The 15,431-nt window shown below is 61.7% G+C and carries 10 protein-coding genes and 2 pseudogenes; 7 read left to right on the top strand and 5 right to left on the bottom strand.

Translation table 11 applies throughout. The features are described from left to right. Positions 1 to 197 precede the first annotated feature (197 nt). Together AB7M16_RS16325 and AB7M16_RS16330 are read left to right on the top strand one after the other, a co-directional pair. A pseudogene (locus tag AB7M16_RS16325) lies at positions 198 to 2,195 on the top strand (protein-L-isoaspartate(D-aspartate) O-methyltransferase). Positions 2,196 to 2,470: 275 nt separating this feature from the next. After that, a complete protein-coding gene (locus AB7M16_RS16330) occupies positions 2,471 to 3,145 on the top strand; it encodes a class I SAM-dependent methyltransferase (RefSeq protein ID WP_453944491.1) in 675 nt (224 codons plus the stop codon). 491 nt (positions 3,146 to 3,636) lie between these two features. Here AB7M16_RS16330 and AB7M16_RS16335 read toward each other — a convergent pair whose 3' ends face one another. The 5 genes from AB7M16_RS16335 to AB7M16_RS16355 form a co-directional block, all read right to left on the bottom strand. Further along, on the bottom strand, positions 3,637 to 6,564 hold the full coding sequence (locus AB7M16_RS16335; protein ID WP_453944492.1) for a PAS domain-containing protein: 2,928 nt from the start codon (positions 6,562 to 6,564) through the stop codon (positions 3,637 to 3,639). Positions 6,565 to 6,915: 351 nt separating this feature from the next. Further along, entirely contained in the window at positions 6,916 to 7,596 is a 681-nt protein-coding gene (locus AB7M16_RS16340) for an HWE histidine kinase domain-containing protein (RefSeq protein ID WP_453944493.1), read from the bottom strand. A 23-nt stretch (positions 7,597 to 7,619) separates the two neighbouring features. Next, positions 7,620 to 8,354, bottom strand: a complete 735-nt coding sequence (locus tag AB7M16_RS16345) for a Crp/Fnr family transcriptional regulator (RefSeq protein ID WP_453944494.1) — start codon at positions 8,352 to 8,354, stop codon at positions 7,620 to 7,622. 122 nt (positions 8,355 to 8,476) lie between these two features. Then, the gene (locus AB7M16_RS16350; protein ID WP_453944495.1) at positions 8,477 to 10,651 is read right to left on the bottom strand and encodes an HWE histidine kinase domain-containing protein; all 2,175 of its coding nucleotides are present in this window, start codon (positions 10,649 to 10,651) and stop codon (positions 8,477 to 8,479) included. Between the two features lie 10 nt (positions 10,652 to 10,661). Next, entirely contained in the window at positions 10,662 to 11,657 is a 996-nt protein-coding gene (locus AB7M16_RS16355; protein ID WP_453944496.1) for a PAS domain S-box protein, read from the bottom strand. A 409-nt stretch (positions 11,658 to 12,066) separates the two neighbouring features. On the opposite strand from AB7M16_RS16355, the gene AB7M16_RS16360 reads away from it, so the two are divergent. From AB7M16_RS16360 to AB7M16_RS16380, 5 genes and pseudogenes are all read left to right on the top strand, one after another. Next, positions 12,067 to 12,495: an HWE histidine kinase domain-containing protein gene (locus AB7M16_RS16360; protein ID WP_453944497.1), complete on the top strand. Its 429-nt coding sequence runs from the start codon at positions 12,067 to 12,069 to the stop codon at positions 12,493 to 12,495. A 143-nt stretch (positions 12,496 to 12,638) separates the two neighbouring features. Next, a complete protein-coding gene (locus AB7M16_RS16365; protein WP_453944498.1) occupies positions 12,639 to 12,872 on the top strand; it encodes a hypothetical protein in 234 nt (77 codons plus the stop codon). A 263-nt stretch (positions 12,873 to 13,135) separates the two neighbouring features. Beyond that, positions 13,136 to 13,336: a hypothetical protein gene (locus AB7M16_RS16370; protein WP_453944499.1), complete on the top strand. Its 201-nt coding sequence runs from the start codon at positions 13,136 to 13,138 to the stop codon at positions 13,334 to 13,336. A 19-nt stretch (positions 13,337 to 13,355) separates the two neighbouring features. Then, positions 13,356 to 13,776 (top strand): annotated as a pseudogene (locus tag AB7M16_RS16375) (hypothetical protein). A gap of 526 nt (positions 13,777 to 14,302) precedes the next feature. Next, entirely contained in the window at positions 14,303 to 15,430 is a 1,128-nt protein-coding gene (locus AB7M16_RS16380) for a YihY/virulence factor BrkB family protein (protein ID WP_453944500.1), read from the top strand. The last annotated feature ends 1 nt before the right edge of the window (position 15,431 follow it).

The raw sequence follows: 15,431 nt of genomic DNA on the forward strand, positions 1-15,431 counted from the left end.
GACGATCTCTGCTCAGGTCGGCGGCTGAAGTCCGGCGACCAACCTAACCTTAGAGCGGGTGCGTCGGCTGCACCATTAACAAAGGTTGCTTTGCCGCTGAAAAGACTGCGGCCGCAGAGGTTTGCCCATCCGGAAAGGAACCGGGCAGGCCTCCCCTGATTGGCTTCTCGCACCAGAACTTCGAAGGAGGTGCTGCGATGGCCGAATCCGCCCAACTTCGCAATCGCATGGTCGAGGTGCAACTTGCCGGCCGCGGCATTCGTGATCGACGCGTTCTGAATGTCATGGCAGAGGTCCCACGGGAGCGGTTCGTCGAATCCGGCTTCGAGGAATTCGCGTATGAGGATTGTGCGTTGCCGATCGCGAACGCGCAGACCATCTCGCAGCCTTACATCGTCGCGTTGATGAGCGAGGCGGCCGAGCTGAAGTCGGCAGACAAGGTGCTCGAGGTCGGCACCGGTTCGGGTTATGCCGCGGCGGTCGCCTCGCGGCTCGCTGGAACGGTTCACACCGTCGAGCGACATGGCGATCTGGCGAGGATCGCCTCACAGCGTCTCGAGGCGCTAGGATACGATAACTGCATCGTTCACACCGGTGACGGCTCCCGCGGCCTGCCGCAAGAAGCCCCATTCGACGCCATTCTGGTCGCCGCCGGCGGCCCGACCGTACCGGATGCACTCAAGGCGCAACTGGCCGTCGGCGGGCGCCTCGTCATCCCGGTCGGCAGTCGCGAAGGCGAACAGTCGCTGCTTCGGATCACGCGCCTGAGCGAGACGGAATATGCCGAGGAAACCTTCGGCGCCGTCCGCTTCGTACCCCTGATCGGAGAGCACGGATGGGCCGAGGACGGCACGCGCTCCGCCAGCAATCACGTCCCCGGGCGCACGCGCTTCCGCTCGCTGCCGGAAATGATCGGCGCCGCCATCGAACCCTTGCCGAGTTTCGACGATCCAGCCTTTGGGGAGTTGCTGGACCGCTTCGCGCAGTCCCGCATCGTTCTGCTGGGCGAGGCCAGTCACGGCACGTCGGAGTTCTACCAGGCTCGCGCCGCCATCACGCGCCACCTGATCGAGAAGCATGGCTTCAAGATCGTCGCGGTCGAAGCGGATTGGCCCGACGCCGCCGCCGTCGACCGGTATGTTCGTCAGCGAACGACCCGCGGCACGCGCGAGAGGCCCTTCGAACGCTTCCCGACCTGGATGTGGCGCAATAAAGATGTCGCCGCCTTCGTCGAATGGATGCGCAAACACAATGACGCGAAGCCGGCAAGCGAGCGGGCCGGATTCTACGGCCTCGACATCTACAACATGCGGAGTTCGATCGCAGCCGTTCTCGCCTACCTCAATGAGGTGGATCCCGAAGCCGCAGCGGTAGCCCGCGAACGCTACGGATGCCTGACGCCTTGGCAGCGTGAGCCTTCGACCTACGGCCGCGCCGTCCTGACCGAAGGCTAAGGCTATCGGAAATGCCAGGCGGAGATCCTTCGACAGTGCCAAGATATCCTGAAGAAGGAACTGGACTACGCGGCAAACGATCCGGACAGCTTCCTGGACGCCGCCCAGAACGCCCGGCTGATCGCCGCGGCCGAGCGCTACTATCGCATAATGTACTATGGCGGCGCCGAATCCTGGAATCTGCGCGACACGCACATGTTCGAGACCTTGGGCCATATTCTGGACGCGCAAGGCCCCCGATCCAAGGCCGTGGTCTGGGCCCACAACTCCCACATCGGAGACGCCCGCTATACCGAGATGGGCGCCGTCCGTGACGAACTCAACATCGGGCAGCTTTGCCGAGAGAAGTTCGCCGAAGCAGCATCCTCAATTGGATTCGGTACGCACACCGGCACCGTCGCCGCCGCGTCGAATTGGGACGCCGAAATGGAAGTGATGCCGGTGCGGCCTTCCCGGTCGGACAGCTATGAACGTCTCTTCCACGACGCAGGTGCGGCGAGCGGCCTGCTCGAATTCCGCCGGGACGAAGGTCTCCGGCGTCGCCTGCTCGAGCCGCGCCTCGAACGCTTCATCGGCGTCATCTACCGTCCAATCACCGAGCTGCAAAGCCACTACGCGGAAGCCTCGCTGCCGCAGCAGTTCGACGCGTTCGTGTGGTTCGACGAAACGCATGCCGTCCGTCCCTTGGAGCCGGAACATCGCCCTACCGGCGTCCCGGACACCTACCCATTCGGGTTGTGAAGGTCGCGTCGCCGAACGCCCGCGCGACGTGCACGCACCGCGCGCTGAAGGACATAGCGCACCCGAAGCCTACCTCTGGCTTCCTTGATGTTCGCTGATCTCGAGGCTGTCAGGATTCTCGATGTCGCCCGCGCGATGGTCCAGCCATTTGACTGACACTAGAAGGGACAAGTGGTAGGAGATGCGATGTCCGAACAGCAACGGACTGCGACCACCTTCGCGGGGCGAGACGGCTCGTGCTAGTCATCAGGGGACCGAGACAGCGACGGCCCGCCTTGACAGCCACGACAATTGCCGACCCGCAATCCTTCATCCGCGCCAACACCCGGCTGCGATCGGTGCCGCTGGTGCCGGAAATCGCGATCTTCCTCGCCGATGAATCGCTGCCGCTCTGGCAGCAGACCGAGAACGAGCTGAACGAGGCCGGCCTTCCCCCGCCCTTCTGGGCCTTTGCCTGGGCCGGCGGCCAAGCGCTTGCGCGCTACGTACTCGATCATCCCGATAGCGTGCGGGACCGGCGCGTGCTCGACATCGCTTCCGGATCCGGACTCGTCGGCATCGCGGCGATGAAGGCCGGCGCGGTCGGGGTGACCGTGTCGGACATCGACGCCTTCGCGATCGCGGCGGCCGAACTCAATGCGGAGGTCAACCAGGTCCACCTCACATCGTGCCGCGAGGACGTGCTCGACACCAAAGCAAACGACCGATGGCAGACCATCCTCGCGGGCGACATCTTCTATGAGCGAGACACCGCGACGCGTGCCTTCGCATTCCTGGCCGACCACGCGCGCGCCGGCGCGACTATCTTGATCGGCGACCCCGGGCGCTCTTTCCTTCCGAAGGCAAAACTTGTCCGACTCGCCGACTATCGCGTACCCGTGACCCGCGAACTAGAAGACGCCGAGATCAAGCATACGGCGGTTTGGACCATCTCGCCGGACTGCCTGTAAGTTGCGTTGCGTGGCGTTAGTCGTGGTCGCGACCAATTCAGGCGCGCAACACTCGGAACTCTCGGGGAACGGCTCAACGGGCGTAAGCAGCACAAAGGAGCTTCTTACGTCAAATCGATCGTTCCAAAGGTCAAAGTGCAGAGGGTGGTGGAGCAGCCTCGTCCCGCCACGCTTGCTCGCCGCAAATGCAAGAGAAGAGCCGAACCGTGCGGCCACTCGTCGGATCAAGCAGATGCTGCACTAGGTTCAGAGCGGATCCGCATCGTGAGCAAAGGGGTTGCCCATCGTTCTTACCGGGGACGTTTGCTGACATGCCACTCAGTTATCATAAGAGCGCCAAGAAACGCCCTCCGGGCTATTACGGACACTGCAGTATACTCTTGGCACGTTCCTAGAGGGCCGATGCATCGAACGAGATCGCATCTGCGGATCAAAATCAGAACCATCGGCGCGCAACGAGCGCATGTCTGCTTAGAGGCGAACAGCCGACGTCAGGCCTTCAGATCCGCGACTGCCTCCACGACTTTCCGCTGTGGAAGTGGCTTCTGCAATCGGACTACGTCTGCCAACTCATTTGGGACGACATCTTGGTCGTAGCCGGTGAGGAAGACGAACGGCACACCGCGTTCCTTTAGCCAACGAGCGATCGCAAACTTCGGGCCGCCGCCGCCCAAATTCAGATCCAGCACCGCATGCGTGGGCATCTGTGAATCAAAAAGGCTAAGCGTGGTATCCTCGTCCGGGCAAGGACCGAGGACCTCTGCCCCGGCTCCGCGCAGCGCCGCGGCCGTGTCGCCAGCGATGTAGTAGTCATCCTCGACCACAAGGACCTTTCGGCCGGTCAGATCAGGTGCATTAGTCATGTCTAGCGTTCCTCCGAATATGGTCACAGGCTTGGGCGCATCCGTCTCGAGGATGCTTTCTCCTTCTTTTAGTGGAAACTCCATTCGACAATGCGCGCCATCCTGTTCGAGAGTAATCTTACCCATTCCTCCAAGCTCGTAGGGGATGCGGCCTTCGATGAGGTCGCTGCCGAACCCGCGACGTTTGGACGGCTCGCGCGGCGGTGCGCCCGTCTCCGTCCAGTCCAGTGCCAGCCACATGCGTCCGCGCTTTTCGAATGGCTTCCATGACACGCTTAGCCGGCCGTCCTGGACCGAAAACGCGCCATACTTGAGCGCGTTGGTTGCCAATTCATGGAAGGCTAAGGTCAGCACCTCAACCACCTTCGGCGACAGCCTGATCTCAGGACCGTCCAGCTCGAACTGATCGTCCCGATGCGCCTGTGCGCTGACCTCGCTTGCGATGATCTCTCGGAGAGAACCACCCGCATTCGCCTCGCGGATTAGTAGGGACTGCACCCGCGCCAATGCCAAGAGGCGCCCCTCCAGCAATGACCGATAGTCCGCGACGTCAGCGGCGCCGTCTGCGGTACGCAGCGCCATGGATCGGATCACCGCCATGATGTTGCGCACGCGGTGCTGAAGCTCCGCCAGCAGCACGCCTTGGTGTTCTATAGCCAGCTTGGCAGCGGTAATGTCCTCGGCGATCCCGCCGATCCGCTGAACGCACCCATCGGCATCCTCGAGCGGGAAGCCAGTGTTCCTGATCCACCTGAATGCGCGGTCGGACGGCCGCTGGATGCGAAATTCGTGGATGACTGTCTCACCTCGCCGCGCAGCCTCTAAATGTGCAAGGGCTTCATCCCGGTCGTCAGGCACGACCAGCGCCGCCCACCGCTTCACGTCCCCTAGCAACTCATCGGGTTGGACGCCGTAGATCGAGCCGACAGCGGGGCTCGCGAAGTCCATCTCCAGGCTGTTTGCATCTCTGATCCAAAGGCCCGCCGCGGACGCATCGGCGAATTGCCGGAACCGCTCCTCGCTGTCGCGCAACGAGGCCTCCGCACGGGCGCGCTCCACAGCGGCCCACGTGCGCTCAGCCGTCTCTTCGACGAGCGCCACACGCTCTGCGTTCCACTCTTGCGGCGCCGGGAAGTGCAGGAAGAGGACGGCGGAGAGCCGTCCGCCCTTGATGAGGGGGACGGCCACGGCGGCGCGGATCTTGCCGGCGGCGTAGGCAGCCCTCTCCGTCTCGTCCGACTGCGCGTCGTGCTCCGCATCGGCCACCGAGACGGTGCGGCCGGCGCGGAGGCCCGCGACGAATGCGCGGCCGAAGCTTTCGAACGGGTGGCGGCCGGCGAAGCTCGGTACGTCATCAGTGTAGTCGCGATCGACCTTTAAGTGCGCGCCGTCTACTTCCACTTCGGCGTAGGCCGCTCGGCCGGCACCCAGGTGACGACCGAGCACGCGGGCTGCCTCGGTTTTGATCTCGACAGGATTTGCTAGAGGACGCAGAGCGTCGCTGAGCTTCAGCAGGAACGCTTGCCGCTCTCCGCTCTGATGCAGAGCCTCCTCGGCTAACTTGCGCGTCGTTGTATCGAGCACAGCTCCGGTAAACCCCACCGGCTGGCCATTTTCGAATGCCGTTTGGCCACGGGAGAAGACCCAGCGCTCGATCCCGTCCCCGATTCCGATGACGCGGTATTCGATGGCGTAGAGACCAGAACCAGCAGGATCGATGCATTCGGCGATAGCAGCCTCGACACGCAGGCGATCCTCGCGGTGGATGCCGGACAGAAACACCGCCTTGTCAACATGAGCGTCAGGGGGCAGCCCCCACATCGCCTTGAGCCGGGCATCCCATTCAAGTGCCCCGGTGACCGGATTCCAGGTGTATGGTGAGAGACCGACGAGGTCTATGGCTGCCGCGAGCCGGGCCTCGCTCGCGTGCAGGGCCTTCGTGCGCTGCTCCAATTCGTTTCGTTCGGCTGTGGCTTCGTCGAGGGCGGAGATCATCTGGACGGCGGCTGCGGCGAAGCGGGCAAGGCTTTGAAGCACGCGCGCATCCTCTGCATCGAACCGTCCCTCGGGCGTGTGGTGGATGGCCCAGAGGGTGCCCACCGCCTTGCCTTTCGCATGCCAGGGGGCGAGCAGGTTCTCGTAAATCCGTGGCTCGACATCCCGGAGGGCCGGAAAGAACCGCTCGGCTTCGTTGAACAACAGGACGCGGTCGCGTTCCATCACCGTCCCACAGGGGCTCGCCTCCTGGGGCATGGTGCGATGAAGGTTCGGCGCAAACCCGCCTGCTGCAGCGTGCCAGCGCAGGATACCGCTTGTTCCCCCGGGCTCCAGAATGCTGATGCCGGCGGAATCCGCTTTGCACAGCTCCATGACCAGTTCGGCGCACTTCCGGAGCACGCCGCGTGGATTGCTGGCCATCTCCTCGGCCAGAAGTGCGAGCGCTCGGCTCTCGCTCTCGTGCTCTGGGGCCCGCGAGGGTCGGCTCGCCAGCTCGGCTGTGATCATGACGTCATCGACTCCGCTCACCAGGGGATCGGAACGGTCAGTGCTGGTCATTTAAGTTTCCTGAAGCCCCATGCCGCTCGCCTCGCGGCGTTGGTTGGATAGCCGAAGTCGATCTCAATGCGAGTGCGCCGTCGGTGATCAACTCGCGGGCGGCAGCACCTACGATGTGGGCGAGCTTACGGAGCGTGAGAAGTGTTGAACCTGTCGGGCCGAGCGCCTCGATGCCATCGCGAAGGTGAAGGCAATGCTGGTCACGGATGCTCCTGGTGCAGGAGCACGCGCCGCCGAGGACCTGAACGCCCAGGTGATTTGTTGAATAACCCGTAGCAGCCGAGCGTGTGGGCGGCCTTAACCCAGGTTAGCATGTCCACTTTCGGCTGAATCCTTTTGTCCAGCGTTAGATCAACTTTCCTCAGCTGAACCCGTGTCTGGCGGCAAAGGCAGAGAGATCGAACAGCGGAGCCCCTCCGGTTCAAAATCGATCCTTGCCTTTGCACTAAGCTCGTAGGGGAGCATCTTTGTCAAAACTTCGGTGCCAAAGCCTCGATGGTCACTCCCGGAAACCTGGACATCACCCGATTCTTTCCAAACGAAGTCCAGACATGGTCCGCTGGAGAGCGAACGAACGCGCCAGTTCACCTCGATCCGGCCAGTTCCTAAGCCGAGCGAGCCGTGTTCGACGGCATTGACGGCCAGCTCATGGATTGTCAGCGCGAAGACGAGCCCGGGTCTCGGCTGAAACGCTACCTCGGGTCCATTCAAACTGACTCGCTCGCCATCAGAGACGCCATAGGAAAGTAATTCTTCGCTCAACAACTCCCACAACGGAACTCTGCCAAATTCATCCGCTGCGGCCTGCGCTCTTGCAAAGGCGTTCAGCCGATCCTCAAGGTGAGCGGCATATCCCTCCTGATCGCGCGGAGTGACCGCCGATCCGCGGATAATCGAACGAAACATTGAAAGCGTGTTACGAAGGCGGTGGCGCAGTTCGGCGGGCGCATTGCGTTGATCCAGGAGCCGCCGAAGACGCTGGTTATCGGCCTCAAGCTCCTTGAGCCGCGCGCGCATATCATCTTCGCTCATGGTACCTCGCAAACAGGGCGGATCTATCCACCTATTTTTCCGACAGGATGCACCGCCACGTGAAGGTAGTTCTCATCAAACAGGGACAGATCGCGAAGTTCCTTAAGATCGTGAAGCGTTAGACGCCGCGCCCTCCACGATATCAGATTGCGCCGCCGTAATTCCTGAAGGGATCGATTGATGTGTACAGTCGAAAGCCCGAGCAAGTCGCCCAGGTCCGCTTGAGTGATCGGAAGATCAAAGCCCTTGTCGTCGGCCTGGCCCACCAAGGTAAGGCGGATGTGCAACTCGCAAAGCAAGTGACCAACGCGCTCGACAGCCGCCCGGCGGCCGAGACTAACGATGTGCTCGCGTTCAATCGCTATCGACATGAGAAGGTCCCACCAAAGCGCCTCCTCGATCGAATGGCTGGCTCGTGCTGCGCCACGCAGCGCCGTAACTGAAACGGGCGCGAATTTGACGGGTGTAACGGCGGAGACTGAATGGTCAAGGAAGCGCGGCAAGACGCCGAAGGGTTCTGCAAGGTCACCTGGAATCAAAAGCGAGATGCACTGACGTTTGCCGTTGGAAAGAAAGCGAGAGCGGACTGCCCACCCCTCGAGGATCAAGGGCAGACCGTGAGACTCTTCTCCTTCGCGCATGATATCTTCACCGGCGCGGACAGTTCGAACGGGTCCCGCGGATGCAACCAGTTCGCGTGCGTCACTCTCTGCCAGATTCGCGCCGTGCCGCAACTTTCGTAGAAACGAATGGGGCATGGTTTCTCTAGGACGGGACTTTACGTCTGCAGCCAAGTCCCACCGGAGCCGTTGGTTCCTAATGGGAGCTCTCTACGTCTTCAGGCGCTCCTTTTAGAATACGGGACTGGAAGCAGCGCGGCTCACTGAACTGCTGTTCCCCCCAGCCGCGAAACCGTTTCGACGATCTGGCGCAAAAGCACGGGCTTCTGGATACGTTCGATGTGCTCGTATCCCTCCGGGATGACGTCCTGATCGTACCCCGTCACGAACACGAACGGAATTGACTGTTCAAGCAACGTTGCGCTCAGCTCGAAGGTCGGCCTTTCACCCAGGTTGATATCGAGCACGACTGCGTCAGGTCGCTGTTTTCCCAGTTCGATACGTGCGGCATCTTCCGTCGGACAGGGGCCGATAACGTTTGCGCCTGCCCCGGCGAGCGCCCGGGCGGTGTCCGTCGCCTGATAATAATCGTCCTCTACCACGAGGACAGTCTTGCCGTTCAGGTCCGGTGCGCTGCCCATGTCGAGTGCTCCTCCAAAGACGGTGGCGGCCTGAGGTGCGTCAGTTTGCAAGATACTTGCGCCGGCGCCAAGCGGGAATTCCAGGCGACACCGGGCACCGTTTGGTCCTACAGACACGCTGCCTCTGCCGCCGAGCTCATATGGAATACGGCCTTCGATAAGCTCGGTTCCAAATCCCCGCCGCGGGCGCTTCCCGACCTCTAGGAAGGCCCGCGGAGCACCTCCCTCGATCCAATCAAGCCCCAGCCAGGTTGTGCCACGTCGTTCGAAGGTGGTCCAGAAGACGGATACCTTCCCATCTGTCGAGGAGAGGGCGCCGTACTTGAGGGCGTTGGTGGTTAGTTCGTGGAACGCTAGTGTGAGAACTTCTGAGGCTTTCGGAGAAAGCTCTATATCGGGACCATCCGTGCTGAACTGATTGCTGTGGTGGGCCTGTGCGTTTAATTCTCCGCTCACGATCGTCTTGATGTCGACGCTGGCGTTCGCCGCGCGCGTCAACAGAGCTTGCACGCGCGACAACGCAAGCAGCCGTCCGGCCATAAGCGAGGCGTAATCGGCCACGCTATCTGCGCGTTCGGCCGTCCGCGAAGTCACAGAGCGCATCATCGCCATGATGTTGCGAACCCGGTGCTGCAACTCGGCCAGCAGCACGGCCTGATGATCTGTCAGGAGCCTTGTCTCGGTGACGTCCGACGAGATGCCTGCAACGCCCTGGACCTGGCCTTGCGCATCGATGAGAGGAAAAGCGGCGCGGCGTATCCAGCGGAACACATTGTCGCTTGGCCGCAAGATCCTGAACTCTTCTAAAAGGGCCTCGCCGCGACCCACATTCTCGAGCTGCACCCTCATTCTGGAACGATCTTCCGGCACGATCAGCGAATCCCAAAAGTGTTGGTTGTCGATCAGGCTCTCTGGAGTCGTTCCGTAGACCCTTGCCGCGGCGGCACTGACATAAGTTGCCGCCAACGTGTGCGCGTCGCGTATCCACAGAACATCGGAAGATGCATCGGCGAACTGACGAAACCGCTCCTCGCTTTCGCGTAGCGCGGCTTCGGCGCGGGCGCGCTCTGCTGCGGCCCACGTTCGTTCGCCGACCTCGTGCACCAGCGAGATCTCAGCCTGCGTCCATATGCGCGCCGTCTCGGAGTGAACGCCCAGTTCGGCGACCAGCCGCTTGCTTTTCACCAACGGCGCCACAATCGCCGCGCGAACGCCTACGCTGGCCCATGCCGCGCTTTCGATCGCATCGAACCCCGCGTCGGCGTTCACATCTGCGACGGCGAGACCTTCGCCGCTATAGCGTCTCCCCATCACATCAGTGCCGAAGCTCTCGTAAGTAAAACGATCCGGGAACGGGGGCGGAGCAGGCCGGCCCGGAGTTGCAGGCCGGATGAACTGGCCGCGGATTACCCCTGTCTCCGAGCCGGGTTCGCCCGTCACTTCCGCATACATCGCGCGGTCCACACCCAGATGCGCGCCGAGTAGCCGGGCGGTGGTCGCCTGTATCGCTTGGGCATCCGCGAGCGGGCGGAGTGCATCGGTCAGCTTGAGCAGGAACGCCTGCCGTTCCTCGTTCTCGCGCAGAACGGCCTCTGCGTGCTTGCGCTGGCTGATGTCCCTGAAAAGGATCGCAATGCGGCCCGGCCGCGTCGCCGATGTTGCCTCAATCTCGAACCAACGGTTGAGCACCGCTACGTGCGACACGAACCGCTGCGGCTGTCCGGTTTCCTCCGCCAGGCGATAGTGTTCGATAATCGATTCCTCGATCCCGGGCACGAGTTCTCGCATCGTCATGCCGACCGGGTCAGCGAATCCACTCTGACGCTGAAACGCCGGGATTGGCTGCAAGGTAGCGATAGTCGACCGGCTCGCCGGCAACGCGCTCGCAGAGGCAAAATCCCTCGCCGATGCCCTCAAACAGCATGCGATACTCAGCTTCGCTGTTGCGCAAAGCCGCTTCGGTGAGTTTTTGATCGGTAATGTCGAGTGTTGAAAGCAAGATGCCGTCGTCGGCCTTTGCGATCGTTTGCAAAAACCAGCCGTCGAACTGCTCCTGCCTATAGAAGTGCTCGTGCGTGATCGGAGCGCCTGTCTCCATCACTTCCAGGAACTTGCCCCAGACGCCGGACTCCACAGCTGCCGGATTTTCGGTGAGCAGGCGCTTTCCGACATTCGATCCCCAGCGCTCGTTCCACTTCTTGTTGGTGAGGAGCCACTCGAAGTCGACGATCGTATCATGTTCGTCTCGTACTGCTTTGAACAGCTGGATCATCTGCAGCGAACTATCAACCGTCGTGCGCAAAAGCTTGTTCGACAATAACTGCTGCTGCTCCGCGCGCTTGCGCTCGATCACATCGCGAAAAAGGATGCCGACGCGTCGTTGTTCGGGCGCGCCGACGGGAAACGCATAGACATCGTACCAGCGGCCGAGTGCGTCGGCACGATCTTCAAAACGTTCGGGGGTGCGCGTCCGAGCGATCCGGGAATAGCGTTCAAACCAGTGCTCCTCGTGCTCTGGCTCCAACTCGCGCATTCTGCGGCCTACGGCGCCCACCAAACCGGTCTGGCGTTCGAACGAGGCGTTCGTCTCCAGGAAGCGATAGTCGATCGGCTCCCGTTCTCCTTCGATCACCTCGACGATGCAGAAGCCCTCGTCAATCAGATCGAACATGGCGCGGTACTTTTCCTCCTCCGCGCGCAGGGTTTGCCAGCGCTGCGGCGAACCCCGGAGCTCAACTATTTCGGCGTGGGCTGCGGCGAGCTGTCGTTTGAGGTCGTCGACAATGGGTTCGCTGTCCATGCTCTATTAACGCATGGAACGCCGAAAATGCGAAATGGGCCCCCATTAACAGAGGTTATTTCCAGCGCAATTCGGTTGCCCTCCAGCTCCCTATGTACCGGGTTCAGGGAACTCTAATGCTGAGGTGAGAGGCAAGAATGCATTTGGAAGATTTGTACTGGCTTCGGCGCAGCGAGCATGTCCAGGCGCAAGGGATCGTTGACACCCTGCAGGAATCCCTGCTGGTCCTTGACCAAGCCGATGTGTTCTGACGGCCAATCGCGGGGTTTTACGCAACCTTCAGGGTTAGTCGCGACGACACGGTGGGGCGCAGCCTATTCAGCCTAGGCACCGGTCAATGGGACATGGACGAACTCAAAAGCCTGGTTGGCGAGATCATTCCCGGTCTACGGCGGTGGTCGGATACGAGGTGAAGGCCGATTTCCCGACCATCGGCGCCCGTACGATGCTGGTCAGTGCGCGGCGCCTCGTTCACCCTGACAATAACAGCACCAGCATCTTGATCCTGTTCGAGGACGTATCCGAGAGGCGGCACAGCGAGGCCAAGAAAGACATTCTCCTCTCCGAAACGCGCCGTCGAATGAAGAACCTTCTCGGGATCATTCGCTCTCTCGCCAATCAGACAGAAAATGTGGAAGACCGCTCAGCAAAGGAGTTCCGCGATGCATTCCTGGGGCGACTCCAAACTGTGTCCGGAGCCGAGAGCCTTGGGCTGGCTGGCGGCACCGAGACTGATCTGGGTGATCTAGTGGAGCAGCCGTTGAAGGTCGCGGCACCGGAACTGAAGTATGAGGCGACTGGTTTAAGAGTTCACATCAACGCACCTGTGGAGCCTTGAAGCCTGGGGACACATTGTGCACGACGCTCCCTGAATATTGCTAGTCGAAGACGAGTACCTCATCGCGTTGGAGCTCGACGGAGCTAAGGACCGCCGGCTATCGCGTGATCGGTCCAATCCCAGACGTAGACGCCGCTCTCGCGTTGCTGAAAGATGACCGGCCCGACGGGGCCATCCTCGACGTCAACCTGGCCGGGAAATGGGTCACCCCGGTGGCCGAAGCGCTCAAGGCGATGTCCGTGCCCTTCATTCTCGCCAGCGGCTATGTCGCCGCCGATCTCCAAGCCCATGCGGTCCTGCGCGACGCAGCAAATGTCGGGAAATCCTGGAGGTCCGAAGATCTTCTCAAGACCCTCCGGAACGCCTTGGACGGGTAGTAGGGATGTTGCTGGGAGGCTGGCTCCGTCACTACGGGATCTTCAGCTCAATCGACGACCCTGGCTCTGGTCACCGGCCGCTTATCATTAGCTCCAACCGCACATCCGAGTCGGCCCACCTGGTGCTCGCTGCAACGCGGCTAGAATCGGCATCGGGCGCCAGAGCCCCCGTCTAGTTCCGACGGATTCCTGAAGGTTAACATGCCCGAATCCCAAGCCGGCAAAACTAGGCTAGAATAGGATTTTCCCTTAGGGAGCATCTCATGTTCGACACTGCAACCACCGCGCTTTTGCGCGCGGTCCTCGATGAAGTATGCGAGAGCGTCTCGCACCGCGAGATCGGTGCACGTGCTCACGTCGCATCGAAGATCCTGGAAGCAGCATCCAAAGGCGAAGTTTCTCGCGAGGGGCTGAGGCAGGTTGGCCCGGAAGCCTTGTCGCGCGCGCCCACGATGTGGCGCTGATCTGATCCGGGAGCGGGGCGTGAACTTCCAGGTTACGGTCCTGAAGATCCGGGTGGCCTACCCCGACGGTTTTGCCGTCATGGCGGACCTCAAGAGGGACATGGCCATCCCTGGCGACCAGCGGACGCGACTGGGCGGATCGGACCAGACGCCTCGCGGCGCGGGTCCCGGATCTCGACATCTGGTCACAAGGGCTGGTCGAACGCATACACGGCGGATGGAGGCTGACTTGCAAAGGGCGGGAAGTGCTCGAGTTCATGGAAGCCCGGCCGTCGCCGGAGGTAATCCAGGTGACTGCAGTCAGCGAGACTGCCCCGACGGTAACGGACATAGCGCCGGTTCCTCCGCCGCGGCAGCTCGCCGACCGTGCCAAGCGCCGGCGCGAGTGCCGAGAACGCCGCCGCGAGGCCCGTGAACGAGCCAGGGCGAACGCCTCCTAGTCAAAGAAAAAGCCGCTCAGCGAAGCTGTGCGGCTTGATAGTCCCGGACCGTCGATCGCCTCCCCAGCCCCAAGCGTACCGCCGTTACCTTGTTTGCGGCCATGCCCGCCCGATCTAACGTCCGCATTCCGATTCGGCCATCAGGCGACCGAGTTGTGCACCGGGCTCTTACAGAGCCGGCAAGGCCTCCAACGAGGTCGGCGGTAGCCGCACCCGCGCGGTATCGCCGGCCGCGACCGTACCGCGGGCGCGGACCACGCCCATCACCCCGCATATCAACGGAAGGCGCGTTTCCCCGGACGAGAGCACGTGCCGCTTAAGGCGGCCCGAAAGCGGTCGATGAGGACACAAGGCGTCCGGAGACCGGTCCACTCGATGATCGCCTCGGGTCCGGCTTCGATCACTGTCGTGGGGCCTTCCGATCGAAGCCACCCCGCAGCGGTGAAGTTAAGTGACCAAAGATGGGGAGGCTCGCCATTGAAGGAACAGTTGTCGTTCGCTCCGATTGGATGTCGCGGAGGCCACGATGATGAAGATCGACAAGAAACCCGGCGAAGAAAACCTGGGCGGATGGGGACTGGCGACGGCTGTAGGATTGGTTGCAATCGCTTTCGTTTTGGAACGTGTCGCCCCCTCCGACGAACAGACCTCGCCCCCGAGAAATTCGGATGGCGCCCGGTCGTTAGCCGGCCCGCAGGCTCACGCAGACGACCGCGGCCGACAGGCGACCTCGCCAACCGAGATTCCAGCGAAAGGATGGAAAGATATCTTGCTGCGCGTCTATTCGAATACCTCGAAGCATAGAGTCTTGGCTCTCGCAGCGGGTATGACATACTACAGCATCCTTGCAATTTTCCCCGCAATCGCAGCCTTCGTTGCGGTTTATGGATTCTTCTCCGATCCTATGACCATCGGCAAACACCTCGATCAGCTCGGCGGCTTCTTGCCGGGCGGGGCAGTGGATGTCGCCAGAGAGCAGCTGACGCGCGTGGCGTCGAAGGGCTCCAACACGCTCGGCATAACCTTCCTGGTTGGGTTGGCAACATCCCTCTGGAGTGCAAACGCCGCGGTGAAGTCGCTGTTTGACACGCTGAACATCGTGCATGGCGAAGACGAGAAGCGCGGATTCTTCAAGCTAAATGCTGTTACTCTTAGCTTCACGATCGGCGGCATCATTTTGATGGTCGCAGCTCTGGGCTCGATCGTCGCCGTCCCCGTGGCACTCGACTATCTAGGTTTGTCCAAAACGGGCGATCTTCTGCTCCGGATCGGCCGATGGCCGGCGATGTTTGTGGTACTCACGTTGGCCTTGGCTTTGATCTACCGCTATGGCCCCAGCCGCGAGGCAGCCCAATGGCGCTGGGTCACGTGGGGCAGCGCAATTGCGGCACTCCTTTGGCTCGCAGTCTCCGGCTTGTTTTCCTGGTACGCCGCCAGTTTCGGCAAGTTCAACGAGACGTACGGTTCGCTGGGGGCCGTCATTGGCTTCATGACTTGGCTGTGGATCTCAGCCATCGTGGTTCTCCTCGGTGCGGAAATCGACGCCGAAATGGAGCATCAAACGGCGCGCGATACTACGTCGGGGCCTCCGACTAAGCTGGGGGCCCGTGGGGCCCGGGTCGCCGACACGGTTGGCGCGGCACAAGGTAGGTGAG

It is taken from the genome of Bradyrhizobium sp. USDA 372 (genome assembly GCF_053629095.1).

What these genes read in the sequence shown, in the direction of transcription:
- AB7M16_RS16335 (WP_453944492.1), bottom strand. Translation starts at nt 6,564, where the DNA reads ATGACCAGCACTGACCGTTCCGATCCCCTGGTGAGCGGAGTCGATGAC.
- AB7M16_RS16340 (WP_453944493.1), bottom strand. Translation starts at nt 7,596, where the DNA reads ATGAGCGAAGATGATATGCGCGCGCGGCTCAAGGAGCTTGAGGCCGAT.
- AB7M16_RS16345 (WP_453944494.1), bottom strand. Translation starts at nt 8,354, where the DNA reads ATGCCCCATTCGTTTCTACGAAAGTTGCGGCACGGCGCGAATCTGGCA.
- AB7M16_RS16350 (WP_453944495.1), bottom strand. Translation starts at nt 10,651, where the DNA reads ATGACGATGCGAGAACTCGTGCCCGGGATCGAGGAATCGATTATCGAA.
- AB7M16_RS16355 (WP_453944496.1), bottom strand. Translation starts at nt 11,657, where the DNA reads ATGGACAGCGAACCCATTGTCGACGACCTCAAACGACAGCTCGCCGCA.
- AB7M16_RS16370 (WP_453944499.1), top strand. Translation starts at nt 13,136, where the DNA reads ATGTTCGACACTGCAACCACCGCGCTTTTGCGCGCGGTCCTCGATGAA.
- AB7M16_RS16380 (WP_453944500.1), top strand. Translation starts at nt 14,303, where the DNA reads ATGATGAAGATCGACAAGAAACCCGGCGAAGAAAACCTGGGCGGATGG.